Below are 18866 nucleotides of genomic sequence, written 5' to 3'. Positions count from 1 at the left end.
ACCACTAGTGTCACCGATGTCCTGAGACATATGTGTTACCGATGTCCCCGGACTCGACAGTGCAAGGGGACACACTGTCCGTATGACGTCCCGGGCCGACGGATCGGCATCGACCACGCGCCGGCTCTGGCCGCTCCTCGCCGACCTGGTCTGCGTGGTCGCGCTCGCCCTCGGCGGCAAGAGCTCGCACGAGGCGAGTGCCTCCGAGTGGATCGTGCTGACCATCGCCTGGCCGTTCGCGGCCGCCGCCCTCCTCGCCCACGTGGGCCTCGCGGTGGCGCGGCGGCCGGCCCGCCCGGTCTGGCCCGAGGGCGCGGTGGTGGTCGCGGTGACCTACGCGCTCGGCATGGTGCTGCGCGCCGCCTCGGGCCGCGGCCTGGCCCCCGGCTTCCTCGTCGTCGCGGCCCTCTTCCTGGTGCTGACCATGCTGGGCTGGCGGGTCGTCGCCCGGCTCGTCAGCGCCCGGCGGTGAGGTGCGCGCGGCTCCTCACACGACCACCAGCGCGACCCCGGCGGCCACGACGGCGGCGCCGAGCACGGTACGGCGGCGCACCGGCTCCTGGCCGGTCAGGCCGAGCATCAGCACGGCGATGACCACGCTCGTCTCGCGGACCGCGGCGACGAGCCCGGCGGGCGCCGTACGCAGCGCGACGAGCACCAGCCCGTACGAGAGGAAGAACCCCAGCCCGGCGAGGACCGTGCGCCACCACTCGTCCCGGCCGAGGGCGGCGCCCACGAGCGAGGCGACGCCCCGGCCCCGGGCGGCGAGGGACACCTGGGCGACCGCGGTCAGGCCCATGACGACCAGCAGGTACGCCGCCACCGACGCGTGGTCGATGCCGTGGGCGTCGACGAGCGTGTAGCCGGCGATGCAGGCGCCGATCGCCAGCGCCATCAGCACGCCCGACGACGACGCGTGCTCCGGGCCGCGCACGAGGAGGATGCCGGCGACCACGAGCACGACCCCGATCGCCGGCACCCAGCCGACCGCCACGCCGAGCAGCGCGCCCACGACCAGCACGAGCACCGGCGCGCTGCCGCGCGCGACCGGGTAGACGGTCGACATCGGGGCGACGCGGTACGCCGCCGCTAGCAGCACGACGTAAGCGAGCTCGAACGCCACGGAGAGCCCCACGTACGGCCAGGCCGAGGCGTCCCAGCGGAAGCCGACGAGCGCGACCGGCGCGGTGGCGACCGCCCCCACCAGCATCGCGACCCCGATCCGCGCCGGTGGGTCGGCGGAGCCGGCGAGCAGCTGGTTCCAGCCGGCGTGGACGACCGCGGCCAGCAGCGTGAGGGAGAGGGCGGCGGCGTCCACCGGTCAGTCGAGGACGGCGTCCAGCTCGACCTCGACCTTCCAGCGCGGGTCCAGGAGCCCGGCGACCACCACCATCGTGCTCGCCGGCTGCACGCCGCGGAAGAACTCGCCGTGCACCTGGCCGATCGCGTGGCCGTCGGCCGCGTCCACCACGAACTGCCGGGTGCGGATCACGTCCTCGACGCTGCCGCCGAGCTCCTCGAGCGCGGTGACGGCGATCTCCCAGCAGCGGCGGGCCTGGACGGCGGGGTCGGGGTCGACGCTGCCGTCCGGCCAGACCGGCGCCGTACCGCTGACGGCGACGGTGCTGCCGATGCGGACCGCGCGGCTGAAGCCGATGGCGGCCTCGAAGGGAGAGCCCGATCGGGCGGAGGTGCGAGACATGGGAGGAGCAAACCAGATGAGATCTGTCGGTGGGGCGATCTAGGGTTCCGTCACGTGACGGATGCCGACTCCATGATCTTCGCCTCGGGACTGCGCAAGTCGTTCGGGAGCTTCGAGGCCGTGCGCGGCATCGACGTCGACGTACGCCGCGGGGAGGCGTTCGGATTCCTGGGCCCGAACGGCGCCGGGAAGTCGAGCACGATGCGGATGGTCGCCGCGGTGTCGCCGGTCAGCGGCGGGACGCTGCGCATCCTCGGCCTCGACCCGGCGACCGACGGACCGGAGATCCGCGCGCGGATCGGTGTGTGCCCGCAGGAGGACACGCTCGACACCGAGCTGACCGTCCGCGACAACCTCTTCGTCTACGGCCGCTACTTCGGCCTGCCGCGCAAGGAGGTGCGCGAGCGGGTCGACGAGCTGCTCGAGTTCGTGCAGCTCACCGAGAAGGCCAACGCCATGGTCGAGGACCTCTCGGGCGGCATGAAGCGCCGGCTCACGATCGCGCGCAGCCTGATCAACCGGCCCGAGGTGCTGCTGCTCGACGAGCCCACCACCGGCCTCGACCCGCAGGCGCGGCACGTGGTCTGGGACCGGCTGTTCCGGCTCAAGCAGCGGGGCGTGACGATCGTGCTGACCACCCACTACATGGACGAGGCCGAGCAGCTCTCCGACCGGCTGGTCGTCATGGACAAGGGCGTGATCGTGGCCGAGGGCTCGCCGCTCGCGCTGATCGCCGAGCACTCCACGCGCGAGGTGGCGGAGCTGCGGTTCGGGGTGGCCCCCGAGGAGCAGAGCCACGAGGCGCTGGCCAGCAAGGTCGAGGACCTCGCCGACCGGGTCGAGGTGCTGCCCGACCGGCTGCTGCTCTACACCGCCGACGGCGAGCAGACGATCGCCAAGGTCCACGAGCGCGGGCTCCAGCCGGTGGCGACGCTGGTCCGCCGGTCCACGCTCGAGGACGTCTTCCTCCGCCTCACCGGCCGGACGCTGGTGGACTGATGACGGAATCGACCGCTCCGGCCAACCCCGTCTCGGGCGCCGCCCGCCTCCTCGACTACTGGACGATCGTCTACCGCCGCACCTGGAAGGGCTCGGCGATCTCGTCGTTCGTCAATCCGCTCCTCTACGTGCTCGCGATGGGCGTCCTGCTCGGCGACTACATCTCCGGCGACCCGGCCCAGCTCGAGGGCGCCTCGTCGTACCTCGCCTTCATCGCGCCCGGGCTGCTCGCCGCGCAGGCGATGCAGACCGTGTTCGGCGAGGTGACCTACCCGGTCATGGGCGCGATCAAGTGGCAGCGCACCTACTTCGGCATGACGGCGTCGCCGCTGTCGGTGCGCGAGGTGATCCTCGGCCACCTGGGCTTCGTGATGTTCCGCGTCGCCCTGACCTGCGCGGTGTTCATCGCGGTGATGGCGCCGTTCGGCGTCTTCGCGACGGTCTGGGGCGCGCTGCTCGCGCTGCCGGTGCAGCTGCTCGTGGGACTGGCCTTCGCCACGCCGATCTACGCGTTCACCGCGGGGCTGAAGGACGAGAGCGCGTTCGCGCTCGTGTTCCGGCTCGGGATGATCCCGCTGTTCCTGTTCTCCGGCGCGTTCTTCCCGGTCTCCAACCTGGACCGCTGGATGGAGGTCCTCGCGAAGGCCACGCCGCTGTGGCACGGCGTCGACCTGACCCGGATGCTGACGCTCGACACCGTGGACGCCGGTACGGCGCTCGTCCACGTGGCGTACCTGGCCGTGCTCGCCGCGCTCGGCTGGTTCTGGGCCGTGCGGCGCCTGACGAGGAGGATGACCAGCTGATGTCCTTCGCCACGACGTCCCTCGCCCGCGCCCAGGCGCGGCCGCTCGCCGCCGGCGAGGCCACCCGGCTGCTCGTCTACCGCAACTACCTGGCCTACCGCCGGGCCTGGTACATCTTCGTCAGCGGCTTCCTGGAGCCCGTCTTCTACCTGTTCTCGATCGGTGTCGGCGTCGGCCAGCTGGTGACCGGGTTCGAGTTCAACGGCCAGACGATCCCGTACGCCGAGTTCGTCGCGCCCGGCATGCTGGCGGCCTCGGCGATGAACGGCTCGCTGCTGGACGCGACGTTCAACTTCTTCTTCAAGCTCAAGTACAACAAGCTCTTCGACCAGATGCTCGCCACGCCACTGACCACGATGGACATCGCCCGGGGCGAGCTCAGCTGGTCGCTGCTGCGCGGCGGCATCTACTCCGCGGCGTTCCTGCTCGTGATGGTCGCGATGGACCTGGTGTCCTCGTGGTGGGCGGTGCTCGTCGTCCCCGCCGCGCTGCTGATCGGCCTGGCCTTCGGCGGCATCTGCATGGCGCTGACCACGTGGATGCGCTCGTGGCAGGACTTCGAGTGGGTCAACCTCGCCGTGATCCCGATGTTCCTGTTCTCGGCGACGTTCTTCCCGGTCGAGGCGTATCCGGCCGCGGTCCGCTGGGTCGTCGAGATCACCCCGCTCTACCGCGGGGTGGTGCTCTGCCGCGAGCTCACCACGGGCGCGGTGACCTGGGCGTCGGCGGTGAGCGTGGCCTACCTCGTAGCGATGGGTGTGGTGGGGCTGCTGGTCGTGCGCCGCCGGCTGGACAAGCTGCTGCTCACGTAAAGGTTCGGGCGTTCCGAGGACGGGCCCGGCACGACGCGGTCATCCTCGTCGCATGCCGTGGCGCAGGCTCGCCGTACTCGGGGTGTCCCTCTGCTGCCTGCTGGCCGTCCTGGCACCGCCCGCCGCGGTGGCCGAGCCGCAGCGGGCGGAGCCGGACTGGGCCAACCTGCCGTACTACGGGTACGACAGCACCGGCTACTACTTCGCGGTCCCGACCAACGCCGAGCTGTGGGGCGCCCGGAGGATCATCAACGTGCCGACCGGGTTCGCGCCGGCGTACGCCACGCCCGAGACCTACGCCGGGAAGCAGGTCGAGGCGATCTGGTCCCCGACCTGCTCGCCGACCAAGCCGCAGACGGTGAAGCTGACCCGCGACGTCTACCTGCCGGGCACGCCCGGCGAGCTGTTGCTCAACGTGCAGCGCACCCTGCTCAACGGCACCCAGCACCAGGGCAAGAACCCGATCTCGTCGGTCGAGGTGCAGCTCAACGGCGCCCGGATCGCGCGGCTGACCGGGAAGAAGGACGGCGTCAACGCGTGGAAGTCGGTCGACGTGTCCGACGCGGTGGGCAAGGTCGCCTACGGCTCGAACCGGCTCACGATCGTCGCCCAGAAGGCGCGGACCAAGAAGGCCAGCGGCTTCTGCGCCGGCGGCCAGCCGGACTTCGGCGTCGCGATCGAGCTGGTCGGCCGGCCCGCCGCCGACGTCGCCTCGTCGGTCCCGCCGACGTCCGGCGCCGCCGGGGCCATCCAGTTCACGGCCACGATCACGAACTACGGCCCGAGCTACGTCGTGCCGAACGACGGGTCGTTCAGCGTCCGGACCGGACAGGAGCTCGGCGGCGCCAACGTCACCTACCTGGGCATGTCCTGGACCTATGCCGACTGCCCGACCCAGAGCACGGGCGAGGGCTGGCAGGGCACCTGCATGCTGCCGGCGCTCGCGCCGGGCGCCACGATGACCGTGACGGTCCTGGTCGGCTACACGGGCCCCTGCCCGGGGTCGAGCATCGCCATCTACTTCTGGACGTTCAGCCGCTGGTGGGACACCAACCCGGCCAACAACGGCGAGAGCACCCGCACCATCCACTGCTGAGCCGCGGCTCATCGGCCGCATCTTCCCGGACGCTGACGGGATCTCGCGCGCGGGCCGTCGGGCCCGGCTGGGAGGATGGGTGCCATGAGCGAGTCGGTCGTGCCGGACACCAAGGATTGGACGTGGGTGCTCCACCGGCCGTGCCCCGAGTGCGGGTACGACGCCACGGTCGTCACGGTCGACCGGATCCCCGGCATCATCCGCGACGACGCGACCATGTGGGAGGCGGTGCTCACCCTCGCCGACGCGGCGGCCCGCCCGGACCCTGCCACCTGGTCGCCGCTGGAGTACGCCTGCCACGTCCGGGACGTGAACCGGATCTTCGACGAGCGGGTCCGGCTGATGGTCGAGGAGGACGAGCCGACCTTCCCGAACTGGGACCAGGACGAGACCGCGCTCGAGGAGCGGTATGCCGAGCAGGACCCGGCCACCGTGGCGGCCGAGCTGCTGGACGCCGCGGCGGCGGTCGCCGAGCGCTACGAGTCGGTGCCGCCCGGCGCGTGGAGCCGGCGCGGGTTCCGCAGCAACGGCAGCGAGTTCTCCGTCGAGAGCCTGGGCCTCTACCACCTGCACGACCTGGTCCACCACGCCTGGGACGTCCGCGCCGCGGCGGCCCGCGCGACCGTCGAGTCGTACGACGCTTCGGCGGCTGCGTTCCGCGACGGCACCGCCCGGGAGACCGTCGACGAGCGGATCGTGGAGTTCGCCGCGGCGGTCGGTCCCGGCGCTCGGATCCTGGAGGTCGGCAGCGGCGGCGGCCGCGACGCCCGGGCCCTCGAGGTCGCCGGGCTGAGCGTGCGGCGCACCGACGTCTCGCCGGGGTTCGTCGAGCTGATGCGCGCCGACGGCGACGACGCCGACGTGCTCGACCCGCTGACCGACGACCTGACGGACCCGCACCGCCCGGGCACGCCGTACGACGGGGTCTGGGCCAACGCCAGCCTGCTGCACGTCGACCGCCGCGACCTGCCGGTCGTGCTGCGCCGGCTGGCCGACGCGACCAGGCCCGGCGGCGTGCTGCGCGCCAGCCTCAAGGAGGGTGACGGCGAGCGGTGGTCGACCCACGGCCACGTCGCCGGCCCGCGGCGGTTCACGTTCTGGCGCGCTGGGCCGCTGGCCACCATCGTCCAGGAGGCCGGCTGGGAGGTGGAGTCCGTCGAGCAGTATCTGGGCACCGGGGGTGAGCAGACCTGGCTGGACGTCACCGCGAGGAAGGGCACGAGGCACCCGTGAGGCACCCATGAGGCACACCGAGTTCTGGTCCCGGATGGACGACGCGCTCGGGCCGTCGTACGCGCGCTCGTGGGCCGACATGTACGTGATCGGCGACCTCGGGGGTCGCACCGCGTCGGAGGCGCTGGCCGCCGGCGTGCCCCCGAAGGAGGTCTGGGAGTCGGTGTGGCGGGTCCTCGAGCTTCCGGCCACCAAGCGCTGAGCGACGCGGGCCGGCGCGCGGGCGACCCTCACGTCTGACCTGCGCCTTCGTGGGTAGAGTCCGCGCCGGGAGGCCCCCTACTCGGAAGGAGGACCCGACCGTGGGCACCGCTCCGGCGTACGACCCCGCACTCGCCCGAGCGCGGGCAGCGGTCCAGCACGTGTTCCTCGCCGCCACGCTCATCGTCGCCCCGGTCGTGCTGCTCGGGATGCCGGAGGCGCGGAGCAGCACGCCGTTCTGGGCGGGTTGCGTGGTGGTCGTCGCCGCCACCGGCGCCGCCGTGGCCCTGCGCCGCTCCCGGCCGCCGCACCCGTGGTGGCTCGCGGTCCCGGCCCTCGACCTGGTCGGCGTCGCGCTGATGCGCGCGGACCTCATGCCGACGATGGCGGCGGTCGCCGTGCTGGCGGCGCTCCCCGCCATGTGGTTGGGCGCCGACTTCGGCCGCACCGGCGTGGTCGTCGCGGCCGCCGGCGGCCTGCTGGTCTTCCTCGTGCCCGCCCTGGGACCGGACGACGCCGTGAGCGCGGAGACCGGCCTGAGCCGGCTGCTGCTCTGGCAGGGCCAGACGGCCGGCCTCGCGCTGCTCGCCCACACGGTGGTGGTGGAGCTGCGGCGGCGCGACGTGCTGGGCCGGACGATCCTCAACGCGGTCGGCTCCGGGGTCGTCGTGTACGACGAGCGCCACCGGCTGCTGCTCGCCAACGGCCCGGCTCGTGCGGTCGCCGAGCTGGGCGGCTACGACCTGGCGCACCCGGAGCGTGCGGGCGACCGGGTGTGGCGCGACGGCGCCGCGACCGCGGTGCCCGCCGAGGAGCAGGCGCTGGCGCGGGCCTGCCGGTCCGAGCACCTGCCCGACGCGCTGGAGTGGCTCGGGCCCCCGCGCGACCCGAGTGCCGTGGCGTGGAACGCGCGCCGGATGCGTGACGACCACGGCCGCGTGCTCGGGACCGTCGTGGTCTGCCACGACGTCACGGGGCTCCTCTCGGCCCGGCGCAGCCAGGAGCGGTTCCTCGGCACCGTGTCCCACGAGCTGCGCACCCCGCTGACCTCGATCCTCGGGTACGTCGACGTCGCGGAGTCGCTGGTGTCCGAGGACGACCGACTGCTGCGCCGGTCGCTCACCGCGATCCGCGCGAACTCCGACCGGCTCGCCGCGCTGGTCGGTCAGCTGCTGGACGGGACCCGGGAGCACGTGGAGCCGGAGCCCGAGCGGGTCGACCTGAGCGCGCTGCTCACGGCGGTGCTGGACCGCTGGCGGGGGCAGTGCGCGGACCTCGGACTCCGGCTACAGGCCGACGTCGGGCAGCACGTGGTCGCGGACGTGGACCCGCACCAGATCTCGCGCGTCGCCGACGCGCTGATGTCCAACGCGGCGAAGTTCACGCCGTCCGGCGGGGACGTGCGGGTCCGGCTGAGCAACGGCGGCCGGCACGTGCTCCTCCAGGTGGCCGACACCGGTGTCGGCATGAGCACCACCGACCGCGAGCGCGCGTTCGACCGGTTCCACCGCGGGGACGCCGCCCGCGTCGAGGCCGTCCAGGGCGTCGGGCTCGGCCTGCTGACGGTCAAGAAGATCGTCGAGGCGCACCACGGGACCGTCGACGTCGACAGCGCTCCGGGTGCCGGCACCACCGTGACGGTCCGGGTCCCCGCCGCCCGGAGGAGCTGACTGGCAGGCTGTGCCCATGAGCACTGCGGAGGTCGCGGTCATCGGCGGGACCGGGTTCTACACCTTCCTCGACGACGCGGAGGAGCACCCCGTCGAGACGCCGTACGGCGCTCCCTCGGCCCCGGTCTCCGTCGGCACCGTCGCCGGCCGGCGGGTCGCGTTCCTGCCCCGGCACGGGCCCCACCACGAGCACCCGCCGCACGCGATCCCGTACCGCGCCAACCTCTGGGCGCTGCGCTCGCTCGGCGTCCGCCAGGTGATCGCGCCGTGCGCGGTCGGCGGCCTGAGCCGGGAGGTGGCGCCGGGCGACGTCGTCGTCCCGGACCAGCTGGTCGACCGCACCTGGCGCCGGGCGTCGACGTACGTCGAGAGCGGCGCGGTGCACCTGCCGTTCGCCGACCCGTACTGCCCCCGGGTCTCCCGAGCCCTGGTCGCCGCCGCGCCGGACGTGAAGGCCGGGGGAGCGATGGTCGTGATCGAGGGGCCGCGGTTCTCGACCCGGGCGGAGTCGCAGCAGCACACCGCCGCCGGCGGCACGCTGATCAACATGACCGGGGCGCCCGAGGCGGCGCTCGCCCGGGAGCTGCGCATGTGCTACGCCGCGCTGGCGTTGGTGACCGACATGGACGCCGGCGTCGAGCAGGGCTCCGGCGTGGGCCAAGAGGAGGTGTTCTCCCTCTTCCGCGCGAACCTCGACCGGCTCAAGGACCTGCTCACCACCGCGGTGGCCGGGCTGCCCGACCCCGACGGCTGCACCTGCTCGACCTGGGCCGACGGCATCGACGTCACCTACGACATCCCCGGCTGATCGGGCGCGCGCACGCCCGCCGCCCTCCCGCCGCCCTCCCGTGCGCAATTGAACGGCCAGCCTGCCGCTACCGCTGAGTAACGGAGGCTGAGCGTTCAATTGCGAGCGCTCCCGCCGCTCCGAATCCTCACCTTCCCGCGCCGCGTGCCGATAGCACTGGCGTGCGCCCCACGGACGGGGCGCTTCGGGAAGGATCGCCGTGAAGTCGCCAAGGATGGCGCGGCTGGGATCCGGTGCCACGGACGGCGCCGCCCGCCGCACGAAGGAACGTGCCCGCCTCGTGGCCGTGGCCGTGACCTGCTCGCTGCTGCTGGGCCCGCTGCTCGCGCTGCTGCAGCCGCCGCCGGCGTCGGCCCGGTACCCCGAGCCCGCGGGGCCGCGGGGGCAGGCCGCCGCCGACCCGTACGCGAGGTTCCGCCTGCCGGCCAGTGCCCGGCGCGGCAGCGTCGCGCCCCCGCTCTGGTACGAGCGGTCGAACGGTGCCCCGGGATGGACCGAGCGCTGGGTCTACCCGGACCTCCCGGTCGCCTGCTACCAGCCGGCGGCGGCGGGCGGCACGTCCGCCTCGGCGTGGCAGGTGCTGTGGGTGCGGCCGTCCGGCGAGCGGTCGACCCTGGCGCCCAAGCTGGCCAACGCCCGGATGGCGCTGCGGGCCGCGGGGTCGGTGTTCCCGGCGTCGGCCGGCCGGTTCTTCGGCTCCGACGCCGACCTGTACCGCGACTCGCTCTCGCCGCGGTGGGTGACCACGGACGACTGCCGGATCAGCGTCCGGGAGGTCCCCGCGCCGGCGGACGTCTACGACCGGGGCCCGTGGGCGACCAGCGACGGCGGACTGCGCGACTGGCTGGTGGCGCAGGGCTTCTCCGAGCCCAACCGCAAGTACGTCGTGCTGCTCCAGCGCACGCCGCGCTACGCGACCGGCGACAACCCCGAGAGCGGCTGGCAGCCGCACGCGGAGGACTACGCCGCCTCGCTCGGCGACAGCGACCCGAGCCTGGACAACGCCGCCAACTACAACTCCTTCCTCTTCGTCGCCGTCGGCGGGCTCCCGAAGCGGCCCGACCCGGCGATGGCCGACTGGTACGGCCCGACCATCGCCCACGAGATGGCGCACGCGCTGGGCGCGCTGGCGCCCGGCGCCCCCCACGCCAACCCCTCGAACCCCGGCCACCCCTCGGACTGCAACGACATCCTGTGCTACGGCGACGGCTACCCGGGGGAGCGGTACGACGTGGGCTGCGGGGGAGTGCGGGCCGGGAGCGGGCTGGCCGCCTCGCGGCTGGACTGCAACCAGGACGACTACTTCTCCGCCGCGGGCGGCCCGCCGTGGGCGCCGGTCGCCGAGGGCGCCTGGACGGCTCAGCGGTGGTCGATCTCGCACAGCTCGTTCCTGTACGGCAACCCGCAGCCCACGGCGGCGCAGCTCGCGGCCCACCCGACGCCGGTGCACAGCCCCTGACCCCGGAAGCCGGCTGCCGCCGGCCTGACGACACGCCGCCCGGCCTCCCGAACATCTGTTCGATCTCGGCTAGTTTCGGTCCACAGGCATGACGCGGGGCGAGGTTGTCCACAGCAGTCGAGGGCGCTGACCAGGCGCTGTCGGTGGCTCGCTCTAGCGTCGTCGACGTGCCTGGACCACGACGAGAGACAAGGAAGCAGACCATGGCTGGTGGAGGAGACCGCGACAAGGCGTTGGACGCCGCGCTCGCGAACATCGAGCGACAGTTCGGCAAGGGGTCCGTGATGCGGCTCGGCGACGAGACCCGCGCCCCCCTCGAGATCATCCCGACCGGATCGATCGCCCTCGACGTCGCGCTCGGCCTCGGTGGCCTGCCCCGCGGCCGCGTCGTGGAGATCTACGGGCCGGAGTCCTCCGGCAAGACGACGGTCGCCCTGCACGCGGTGGCCAACGCCCAGGCGGCCGGCGGCATCGTCGCGTTCATCGACGCCGAGCACGCGCTCGACCCGGAGTACGCGAAGGCCCTCGGCGTCGACACCGACGCGCTGCTGGTCTCCCAGCCCGACTCCGGCGAGCAGGCGCTGGAGATCGCGGACATGCTGGTCCGCTCCGGCGCGCTCTCGCTGATCGTCATCGACTCGGTGGCCGCGCTCGTGCCGCGCGCCGAGATCGAGGGCGAGATGGGCGACAGCCACGTCGGCCTCCAGGCCCGCCTGATGAGCCAGGCGCTGCGGAAGATGACCGGTGCCCTCAACAACTCCGGCACCACCGCGATCTTCATCAACCAGCTGCGCGAGAAGATCGGCGTGATGTTCGGCTCGCCCGAGACCACGACCGGTGGCCGGGCGCTGAAGTTCTACTCGTCGGTCCGTCTCGACGTGCGCCGCATCGAGACGCTCAAGGACGGCCAGGACATGGTCGGCAACCGGACCCGCGTGAAGGTCGTGAAGAACAAGGTCGCCCCGCCGTTCAAGCAGGCGGAGTTCGACATCATGTACGGCAAGGGCATCAGCCGTGAGGGCGGCCTGATCGACGTCGGCGTCGAGGCGGGCCTGGTCCGCAAGGCCGGTGCCTGGTACACCTACGAGGGCGACCAGCTCGGCCAGGGCAAGGAGAACGCCCGCACGTTCCTCCGCGACAACCCCGACCTCGCCAACGAGCTCGAGAAGAAGATCCTCGAGAAGCTCGGCGTCGGCCCGACCGTCGACAACGACGTCGCCGCGCTGCCTGCCGAGCCGATCGGCGTCGACAGCTTCTGAGGTGACTCTCGTGTCTCGACAGGCTCGACAACCGGCGAGCCCTGTGCCACCGCCGGACTGGCTCGGGGACGTCTCGGCCGGGGTCGACGCGTGGACCCGCCGCGCGTCGGCCCCGCCGGCACCCCCGCCCGAGGACGCCGCCGTCCGGGTGCCCGAGGCCGACCCGGAGTCGGTGGCCCGCAAGATCCTGCTCGACCAGCTGACCGGTCAGGCGCGCAGCCGCAAGGAGCTCGGCGACAAGCTCGCGGCCAAGAACGTCCCGGACGACGTCGCCGCCCGCCTCCTCGACCGGTTCGAGGAGGTCGGGCTGGTCGACGACGAGGCGTTCGCCCGCTCCTGGATCGCGTCCCGCCAGCCGGGCAAGGGCCTGGCGAAGCGCGCGCTGGCCCAGGAGCTGCGCCGCAAGGGCGTCGACGACGAGGTGGCCCGGGAGGCGCTCGACGAGATCGACCCCGCCGCCGAGGAGGCCGCCGCCCGGGCGCTGGTGCGCAAGAAGCTGCGCTCGCTCAGCCGGGTCGACGACGCCACCGCCACCCGGCGGCTGGTCGGCATGCTGGCCCGCAAGGGCTACGGCTCCGGGATCTCGTTCGCGGTCGTGCGGGACGAGCTGGCGGCCGCCGGCCGCGACGAGCCGGAGGGCCCGGGGCTCTAGGAGGGTCCGGCCAGGTGCGGGCGACGGCCTGGCCTAGGGTGTGACGGTGTTCGGCATCGGTCTCCCGGAGCTCGTGGTCTTCCTCGCGCTGCTCGCCGTCGTGGCGTGGCTGCTCACGCGACGCAATTCGCGCTGACCGGACCGGTCGCGCAGCCGGCGCGGTGCGCCCCGGTCCGGGCCCGGGTCTGGACGAGCAGCGGCGCCGACACGACAGAATGCCCAGGTGACGACTGAGCACGAGGTCCTGACCTACGAGATGTTCGGCACCGCGGTGCGGGAGATCGCCCAGCAGGTGGTCGACAGCGGCTACGAGCCGGACCTGATCCTCTCCATCGCCCGCGGCGGGCTGGGGCTCGGCATGGGGCTCGGGTACGCGCTGGACGTCAAGAACCTCTCGGCGGTCAACGTCGAGTTCTACACCGGCGTCGACGAGCGCCTCGACGTGCCGATGATGCTGCCGCCGACCCCGGACGTCGTGGACCTGGCGGGGCTGCGGATCCTGATCGCCGACGACGTCGCGGACACCGGCAAGACGCTGGAGATCGTCCGGGCGTTCTGCGCCGACCACGTCGCGGAGGCGCGCAGCGCGGTCATCTACGAGAAGCCCGCCACCGTGGTGCTGCCCGACTACGTGTGGCGCCGTACCGACCGCTGGATCGACTTCCCGTGGTCGGCGGACCCGCCGCTGGTGGACCGGAGCGGCGGGTGAGCGTGCGGCTGGTCGTCCACGACCGGGGGCGCGACCTCGCCGGGGTCGTCCACGAGGGCGAGTCGTGGGCCGCGGCGGCGCGGCGCACCGTCGCCAGCCTGCACGCCGAGCCGGTGCCGGTCGACCTCTCGGGCGAGGTCAAGCAGTTCCTCGTCGACCACGACAACCGGTTCACGCTCCGCGCGATGACCCGCGGCGACCTGCCGGTGGTGACGCGCTGGCGCCAGTCCGAGCACCTGCACCGCTGGTGGGCCTCCGACGGCGACCCGACCGAGGAGCGGGTCGCCGAGCAGTACGGCGCGAGCATCGACGGCATGACCCCGACCCGGATGTGGATCGCCGAGGTGAACGGCCGCTCGGTGGGGTTCCTGCAGGACTACCGGATCGGCGACTACCCCGAGTACGCCGTGCTCGGGCCCGACCCGGACGCGATCGGGGTCGACTACGCGCTGAGCGAGGAGTGGAGCGGCCGCGGGCTCGGCGCCCGGGTCCTGTGGGCGTGGATGTGCCGGGCCCGGAACCGGTTCCCGCACGCGACGGCGTTCTTCGCGGCGCCCGACCACCGCAACGCCGCCTCGCTGCGGATGCTGGCCAAGGCGGGCTTCACCGAGGGCCTGTGGTTCGACGAGCCGCAGGAGGACGGCACGGTCGACACGGTGGTGGGCTGCGCCCTCGACGTGCGCCGGGTGCTGGGTTGATCCCCGCTCGAAGCCTGCGATGATCCGGAGATGAGCGACCCGCGCGTCTTCCGCGTCCCGTCCGGGCCCGTCGACCTCGCCGCGATCCCGACCGACGCCACGCCCGGCTTCAAGGGCGGCAAGCGCGACGGCAAGGCGGCGCTGTTCGCGATGGGCGACGAGCTGGCCGACCTCCAGGAGCGGCTCTTCGCGGAGGGACGGGCCACGGGGTCGCGGCGCCGGGTGCTGCTGGTGCTGCAGGGCATGGACACGTCGGGGAAGGGCGGGACGCTCAAGCACACGGTGGGTCTGGTCGACCCTCAGGGCGTGCGCATCACGTCGTTCAAGGCGCCGACCGACGAGGAGCGCGCCCACCACTTCCTGTGGCGGATCCGCCGCGCGGTGCCGGAGCCCGGATACCTCGGCGTCTTCGACCGGTCCCACTACGAGGACGTGCTGGTCGCCCGCGTGGACCGGCTGGCCGAGCCGGACGAGATCGAGCGCCGGTACGACGAGATCAACGCGTTCGAGCGCGAGCTGGTCGACGACGGCACGGTCGTGGTCAAGTGCATGCTGCACATCTCGAAGTCGACGCAGAAGGAGCGCCTGCTGCGCCGGCTCGACCGCCCGGACAAGCACTGGAAGTACAACCCGGGCGACCTCAGCGCCCGGGCGAAGTGGGACGCCTACCAGGCGGCGTACGCGCGGATGCTCGAGCGCACCGACACGCACGACGCGCCCTGGTACGTGGTGCCGAGTGACCGGAAGTGGTTCCGCAACCTGGCGGTCGGCCAGCTGCTGCTCGAGACCCTGCGTGAGATGGACCCGCAGTGGCCGCCCGCCGACTTCGACGTCGACGCGGAGCGGGCCAGGCTGCTCGCGGAGTCCTAGGAGCCTGCTGACCGGTCTCCTCGAGCGCCTGACCCGTCTCCGGGCGGCGGGTGTCAGTAGCCGCGCTTGGTGTAGTAGACCCGGCTCTTCGTGGTCGCGAACGCCTTGCTGGACGGGATCTGGAGCTGCCAGAAGAACTTGCCCTTGCGCGGGGTCGGCAGGTACACGGCGAACCGGCTCTTCTTGTTGGTGCGGACGGTCTTGAACTTCTTCCACTTCTTGCCGTGCTTCTTCAGCACCACGACCTTGCCGTGGAAGGTGGGGACGACCTTGCCCTTGAGGCCGGCCCGCTTGCCGCTGACGGACTGCAGGTCGAGCTTGCGCTGCACCTTGCCGGTGACGCCCGCGGAGGACGGGGCGTAGTCGCCGCTACCGCTGTAGAGCACCCGGTAGCTCGCGTTGCCGACCGCCTTGGTGCTCTCGTATAGGTACGCCGAGGACGACGTCGCGATGGTCTTCCAGTCCTTCCCGGGCAGCATGCGCTGGACGGTGAGGGTGCCGTCGTAGACCGCGGCCCCGGACTCGGTCTCGACGTTGATGGACAGGGAGAGGGTGTCGCCGTACACGGGGGCGCCGGGCTGCGTGCGGTAGGAGCTGGGGTAGATCCAGCCCTTGCCGTCGGTCCCGCCGACGATCCGGGTCGCGGTGGCGGCCGAGGCGGGGGCGGTGGTCGTGAGGAGGGCGGCCGGTGCGGCGAGCGAGGTGACGACGGCAGCGGCGAGGATGCGACGAAGGCGCATGGACGGTCCTGTCTTCTGGTTCCGAGTGGATGGCCCCCGAGTGGCCACCCGGCGACTACCCGACACGGTCGGTCGGTAAACCGAGGGCGTCCGCGCCGTGCCCTAGGGTTTGCCGGGTGATCCCCACCGTGGCCGTGACCCGCTACGTCACCCCGCTGCGCGAGGGCGGCAGCCTGCCCGGCATCGTCGAGGGCGACGACCTGGGCACCTACGTCTGCAAGTTCCGCGGCGCCGGGCAGGGCGTGCGGGTGCTCGTCGCGGAGGTGATCGTGGGCGAGCTGGCCCGCCGGATCGGGCTCCGGACGCCGATGCTGGTGGCCCTCGACCTGGACCCGGAGATCGCCCGGTACGAGGCCGACGAGGAGGTCCAGGACCTGCTCAACGCCAGCCCGGGCCTCAACCTCGGCGTCGACTTCCTGCCCGGCGCCTTCGGCTTCGACGGCGAGCTTCCGACCGGCGCGGGGGTCGCCGCCAAGGTGCTCTGGCTGGACGCGTTCACCGCGAACGTCGACCGGTCCTGGCGCAACCCGAACCTGCTGTTCTGGCACGGCGAGCTGTGGGTGATCGACCACGGCGCCTGCCTGTACTTCCACCACGCCTGGTCCGGCGGGGCCCTGCTGAAAGAGGGCGCCGCGGCGCGCTTCGCGAACCAGCCGTGGAGTCCCGAGGACCACGTCTTCGCGTCCTCGGTGGGGCAGCTGGCGGCCGTGGACGAGGAGGTCGGCGGGCTGCTCTCCGAGGAGGTCTTCGCCGAGGTCCTCGCGCAGGTGCCGGACGCGTGGCTCGACGTCGCCGCGACTCCCGGCGTCACCGACGTCGACCAGCTCCGGTCCGCGTACGTGCGCTTCCTGACCGCGCGGCTCGCGACGCGGCAGTGGCTGCCCGAGGGGGCCGTGCGATGAGCCGGCTCGCCTACCAGTACGTCGTGCTCCGCTGCGTGCCCCGCGTCGACCGCGAGGAGTTCGTCAACGTCGGCGTGGTCCTCTACTGCCAGGCCACCGACTTCCTCGACGTCGCGTGGCAGGTCGACCGGGAGCGGCTCCGCGCGTTCGACCCGACGCTCGACCTCGACCAGGTGTGCGAGGCGCTCGGGTTCGTGGAGGGCGTCTGCGCCGGCGACCGGCGCGGGGGAGCGGCGGCGGAGAAGCCGCTCGGCCAGCGGTTCGGCTTCCTCAAGGCGCCGCGCAGCACCGTGCTCCAGCCGGGGCCCGTGCACGGTGGCGTCACCCACGACCCCGCCCGCCAGCTCGAGCACCTGATGGAGAAGCTGGTCGGTTAGACCAGACCGTGCTCGTGGGCGAAGACCACGATCTGCACGCGGTCGCGCAGCCCGAGCTTGCGCAGGATCGCGCCGACGTGCGTCTTCACCGTCGACTCGCTGGCGAAGACCCGGGCACCGATCTCGGCGTTCGAGAGCCCGCGGGCGACGGCGTCGAAGACCTCCCGCTCCTTGTCGGTGAGGGACTGGTACGCCGTGGGCGCCGGCGTGCGGCTGCGGAACTGCCCCTCGAGCAGCGTCGAGAGGTCGCTCGGCGCCAGCACCGCGTTGCCCGCGTGCACCGTGCGGATCGCGTCGCGCAGCATGACCGGGGTCGTGCCCTTGAGCAGGAACCCGCTGGCGCCGTACCGGATCGCGGTGGCCGCGCGGTCGTCGAGGTTGAACGTCGTCAGCACGATCACCCGCACCGGCTTCGCACGCCGCGCAGCGCGGTCGGGGAGGAAGATCTGGCGGGTCGCCTCGACGCCGTCCATCTCCGGCATCCGGATGTCCATGAGCACGACGTCCGGCGCGAGCTCGTCGACGAGCCGGACCGCCTCGAGGCCGTCCGCCGCGGCACCGACCACCTCCATGCCGTCCTGGGCGTCGACGATGACCCGGACCCCCTCGCGGAACAGGTCCTGGTCGTCGACCAGGAGCACCGAGATCACGGCGTCCTCCGCAGCGGGATCCAGGCCGTCGCGGTGAACCGCGGCGGGTCGGAGCGCCGGCGGACGTCGAGCCGCCCGCCGACGGCCTCGAGCCGGCCGCGCATGCCCTCCAGCCCCTGGCCGCCGGGCACGCTCCGGATCGGTTGGGTCTCCTCCGACGCCCGGTCGACGGCGTTCTCGACCTCGATGCGCAGGTCGCCCTCCCAGTGCCGCTCGACGTGCACCGGCTGGTCCCGCCGGCCGTGCTTGATCGCGTTGGTGAGCATTTCCTGGAGCACGCGGAACGCGACGACCTCCAGCTCCGGCGGCATCGGCTGCGGCGCGCCGACCTCGGTCGAGCGGACCTCGTGGCCGCTCGCGCGCACGCCCTCGACCAGGCTGTCCAGGTCGGCGTGGCGGACGGGTGCCGCGGCGGCCCCGGACGTCGAGGCCAGCACCTGACGCACGTCGTCGAGCGAGGTGCGTGCGGACGTCGCGATGTTCTCCATCGTGCGCTTCAGGCCCTTCGTGTCCACCTCGTCCAGGTACTGCGCCGACTCCGCCTGCGCCAGGATCACCGCCAGCGAGTGGCCGACGACGTCGTGCACGTCGCGGGCGAGCTGCGCCTGCTCCTCGCGCAGCCGGGCGATCTCCTCGGCCTGGTCGCGCTCGGCCTCGGCGGCCTGCTGGAAGGAGCGCGACTGCCGGGCGCGGGATGAGAAGCGCAGCGCCAGCCCCGCGAGCCACGGCACGCCGAGCACGGACATCCCGAGCAGGGCTGCCGTCAGCTGCCACTGGTCGCTCCAGCTCGACGGCCGCACGAGGGACGCGAACCCGGCGGTGGAGAGCGCGTCGTAGAACACGCTCGGCTGGATCCAGACCACGGCGATCGCCGCGGAGACGGGGATCGACAGCGCGCTCGCGAGCACGGTCGCCGTGCCGCCCCAGCGGGCGGTGCCGAAGGCGACGACGCCGAACGCCAGCTCGATCATCAGCAGCTGGGTGCCGGTGAGCACCTGCAGGACGCAGAGCGCCCAGACCAGCGCCAGCGCGACGGCAGGCAGCCGGCGCGACAGCGCAGCCGCCGCGGCGATCCCGAGGACGAAGGCCACGAGCGCCGGGCGCGGGTCGTCCGGGTACCGGTACGGGTCGATGTCGAGGACCTCGACCAGGCCCAGGAGGAGCACCGCGAGGCCGACGGCCGCGTCCGGCGCCCACGCCCGCCACGTCATGCCCTGATCACCGGG

At 72.9% G+C, this 18866-nt stretch carries 22 protein-coding genes; 17 read left to right on the top strand and 5 right to left on the bottom strand.

Features of this window, described 5'->3' with window-relative positions:
• Nucleotides 1–82 precede the first annotated feature (82 nt).
• The gene (locus ABD086_RS22365; RefSeq protein ID WP_343910350.1) at nt 83–472 is read left to right on the top strand and encodes a DUF3054 domain-containing protein; all 390 of its coding nucleotides are present in this window, start codon (nt 83–85) and stop codon (nt 470–472) included.
• A 15-nt stretch (nt 473–487) separates the two neighbouring features.
• On the opposite strand, the gene ABD086_RS22360 is transcribed toward ABD086_RS22365, so the two are convergent.
• Complete coding sequence (locus ABD086_RS22360; RefSeq protein WP_343910348.1) at nt 488–1318, bottom strand: EamA family transporter; 831 nt, start codon at nt 1316–1318, stop codon at nt 488–490.
• 3 nt (nt 1319–1321) lie between these two features.
• Complete coding sequence (locus ABD086_RS22355; protein ID WP_343910346.1) at nt 1322–1702, bottom strand: RidA family protein; 381 nt, start codon at nt 1700–1702, stop codon at nt 1322–1324.
• Between the two features lie 54 nt (nt 1703–1756).
• Here ABD086_RS22355 and ABD086_RS22350 point away from each other — a divergent pair, with 54 nt between their 5' ends.
• The 14 genes from ABD086_RS22350 to ABD086_RS22285 all read left to right on the top strand — a co-directional run bounded on the left by ABD086_RS22350 (nt 1757) and on the right by ABD086_RS22285 (nt 14971).
• Entirely contained in the window at nt 1757–2701 is a 945-nt protein-coding gene (locus ABD086_RS22350; protein ID WP_343910344.1) for an ABC transporter ATP-binding protein, read from the top strand.
• Nucleotides 2701–3504: an ABC transporter permease gene (locus ABD086_RS22345; RefSeq protein ID WP_343910342.1), complete on the top strand. Its 804-nt coding sequence runs from the start codon at nt 2701–2703 to the stop codon at nt 3502–3504. The genes ABD086_RS22350 and ABD086_RS22345 overlap by 1 nt, the downstream gene beginning before the upstream one ends.
• The gene (locus tag ABD086_RS22340; protein WP_343910340.1) at nt 3504–4316 is read left to right on the top strand and encodes an ABC transporter permease; all 813 of its coding nucleotides are present in this window, start codon (nt 3504–3506) and stop codon (nt 4314–4316) included. The genes ABD086_RS22345 and ABD086_RS22340 overlap by 1 nt, the downstream gene beginning before the upstream one ends.
• Nucleotides 4317–4368: 52 nt before the next feature.
• Nucleotides 4369–5412 carry a hypothetical protein gene (locus tag ABD086_RS22335; protein ID WP_343910338.1) on the top strand — a complete coding sequence of 348 codons (1044 nt, stop codon included), beginning with the start codon at nt 4369–4371 and terminating at the stop codon, nt 5410–5412.
• 84 nt (nt 5413–5496) lie between these two features.
• Nucleotides 5497–6645 carry a class I SAM-dependent methyltransferase gene (locus ABD086_RS22330; protein ID WP_343910336.1) on the top strand — a complete coding sequence of 383 codons (1149 nt, stop codon included), beginning with the start codon at nt 5497–5499 and terminating at the stop codon, nt 6643–6645.
• A gap of 7 nt (nt 6646–6652) precedes the next feature.
• Entirely contained in the window at nt 6653–6847 is a 195-nt protein-coding gene (locus tag ABD086_RS22325) for a DUF3046 domain-containing protein (protein WP_343910335.1), read from the top strand.
• A gap of 100 nt (nt 6848–6947) precedes the next feature.
• Nucleotides 6948–8516, top strand: coding sequence for a sensor histidine kinase (locus ABD086_RS22320; RefSeq protein WP_343910334.1), 1569 nt, complete (start codon nt 6948–6950; stop codon nt 8514–8516).
• 16 nt (nt 8517–8532) lie between these two features.
• Nucleotides 8533–9324: an S-methyl-5'-thioadenosine phosphorylase gene (locus ABD086_RS22315; RefSeq protein ID WP_343910332.1), complete on the top strand. Its 792-nt coding sequence runs from the start codon at nt 8533–8535 to the stop codon at nt 9322–9324.
• A gap of 199 nt (nt 9325–9523) precedes the next feature.
• A complete protein-coding gene (locus ABD086_RS22310; protein WP_343910330.1) occupies nt 9524–10783 on the top strand; it encodes a hypothetical protein in 1260 nt (419 codons plus the stop codon).
• A gap of 203 nt (nt 10784–10986) precedes the next feature.
• Entirely contained in the window at nt 10987–12042 is a 1056-nt protein-coding gene (recA, locus tag ABD086_RS22305; protein ID WP_343910328.1) for a recombinase RecA, read from the top strand.
• A gap of 43 nt (nt 12043–12085) precedes the next feature.
• Entirely contained in the window at nt 12086–12694 is a 609-nt protein-coding gene (locus ABD086_RS22300) for a regulatory protein RecX (protein ID WP_343910326.1), read from the top strand.
• A 223-nt stretch (nt 12695–12917) separates the two neighbouring features.
• Nucleotides 12918–13403, top strand: a complete 486-nt coding sequence (locus ABD086_RS22295) for a phosphoribosyltransferase (protein WP_343910324.1) — start codon at nt 12918–12920, stop codon at nt 13401–13403.
• Nucleotides 13400–14101 carry a GNAT family N-acetyltransferase gene (locus ABD086_RS22290; RefSeq protein ID WP_343910322.1) on the top strand — a complete coding sequence of 234 codons (702 nt, stop codon included), beginning with the start codon at nt 13400–13402 and terminating at the stop codon, nt 14099–14101. The genes ABD086_RS22295 and ABD086_RS22290 overlap by 4 nt, the downstream gene beginning before the upstream one ends.
• Before the next feature lie 30 nt (nt 14102–14131).
• Nucleotides 14132–14971, top strand: coding sequence for a polyphosphate kinase 2 family protein (locus ABD086_RS22285; protein ID WP_343910320.1), 840 nt, complete (start codon nt 14132–14134; stop codon nt 14969–14971).
• A gap of 53 nt (nt 14972–15024) precedes the next feature.
• Here ABD086_RS22285 and ABD086_RS22280 read toward each other — a convergent pair whose 3' ends face one another.
• Complete coding sequence (locus tag ABD086_RS22280) at nt 15025–15711, bottom strand: hypothetical protein (protein WP_343910318.1); 687 nt, start codon at nt 15709–15711, stop codon at nt 15025–15027.
• A gap of 116 nt (nt 15712–15827) precedes the next feature.
• Here ABD086_RS22280 and ABD086_RS22275 point away from each other — a divergent pair, with 116 nt between their 5' ends.
• Together ABD086_RS22275 and ABD086_RS22270 are read left to right on the top strand one after the other, a co-directional pair.
• Nucleotides 15828–16613: a HipA family kinase gene (locus ABD086_RS22275; RefSeq protein ID WP_343910316.1), complete on the top strand. Its 786-nt coding sequence runs from the start codon at nt 15828–15830 to the stop codon at nt 16611–16613.
• Nucleotides 16610–16990 (top strand): DUF3037 domain-containing protein, encoded by a 381-nt coding sequence (locus ABD086_RS22270; RefSeq protein ID WP_343910314.1) that lies wholly within the window; start codon nt 16610–16612, stop codon nt 16988–16990. The genes ABD086_RS22275 and ABD086_RS22270 overlap by 4 nt, the downstream gene beginning before the upstream one ends.
• On the opposite strand, the gene ABD086_RS22265 is transcribed toward ABD086_RS22270, so the two are convergent.
• Together ABD086_RS22265 and ABD086_RS22260 are read right to left on the bottom strand one after the other, a co-directional pair.
• Complete coding sequence (locus ABD086_RS22265; protein ID WP_343910312.1) at nt 16987–17640, bottom strand: response regulator; 654 nt, start codon at nt 17638–17640, stop codon at nt 16987–16989. The genes ABD086_RS22270 and ABD086_RS22265 overlap by 4 nt on opposite strands.
• Entirely contained in the window at nt 17637–18851 is a 1215-nt protein-coding gene (locus ABD086_RS22260; protein WP_343910310.1) for a sensor histidine kinase, read from the bottom strand. The genes ABD086_RS22265 and ABD086_RS22260 overlap by 4 nt, the downstream gene beginning before the upstream one ends.
• Between the last annotated feature and the right edge of the window lie 15 nt (nt 18852–18866).

This window comes from Nocardioides aquiterrae, assembly GCF_039526625.1.
Classification (GTDB): Bacteria; Actinomycetota; Actinomycetes; order Propionibacteriales; family Nocardioidaceae; genus Nocardioides; species Nocardioides aquiterrae.
The sequence above is the reverse complement of the archived record's forward strand: the minus strand, read 5'-3'. Positions and strand labels throughout refer to the sequence as shown.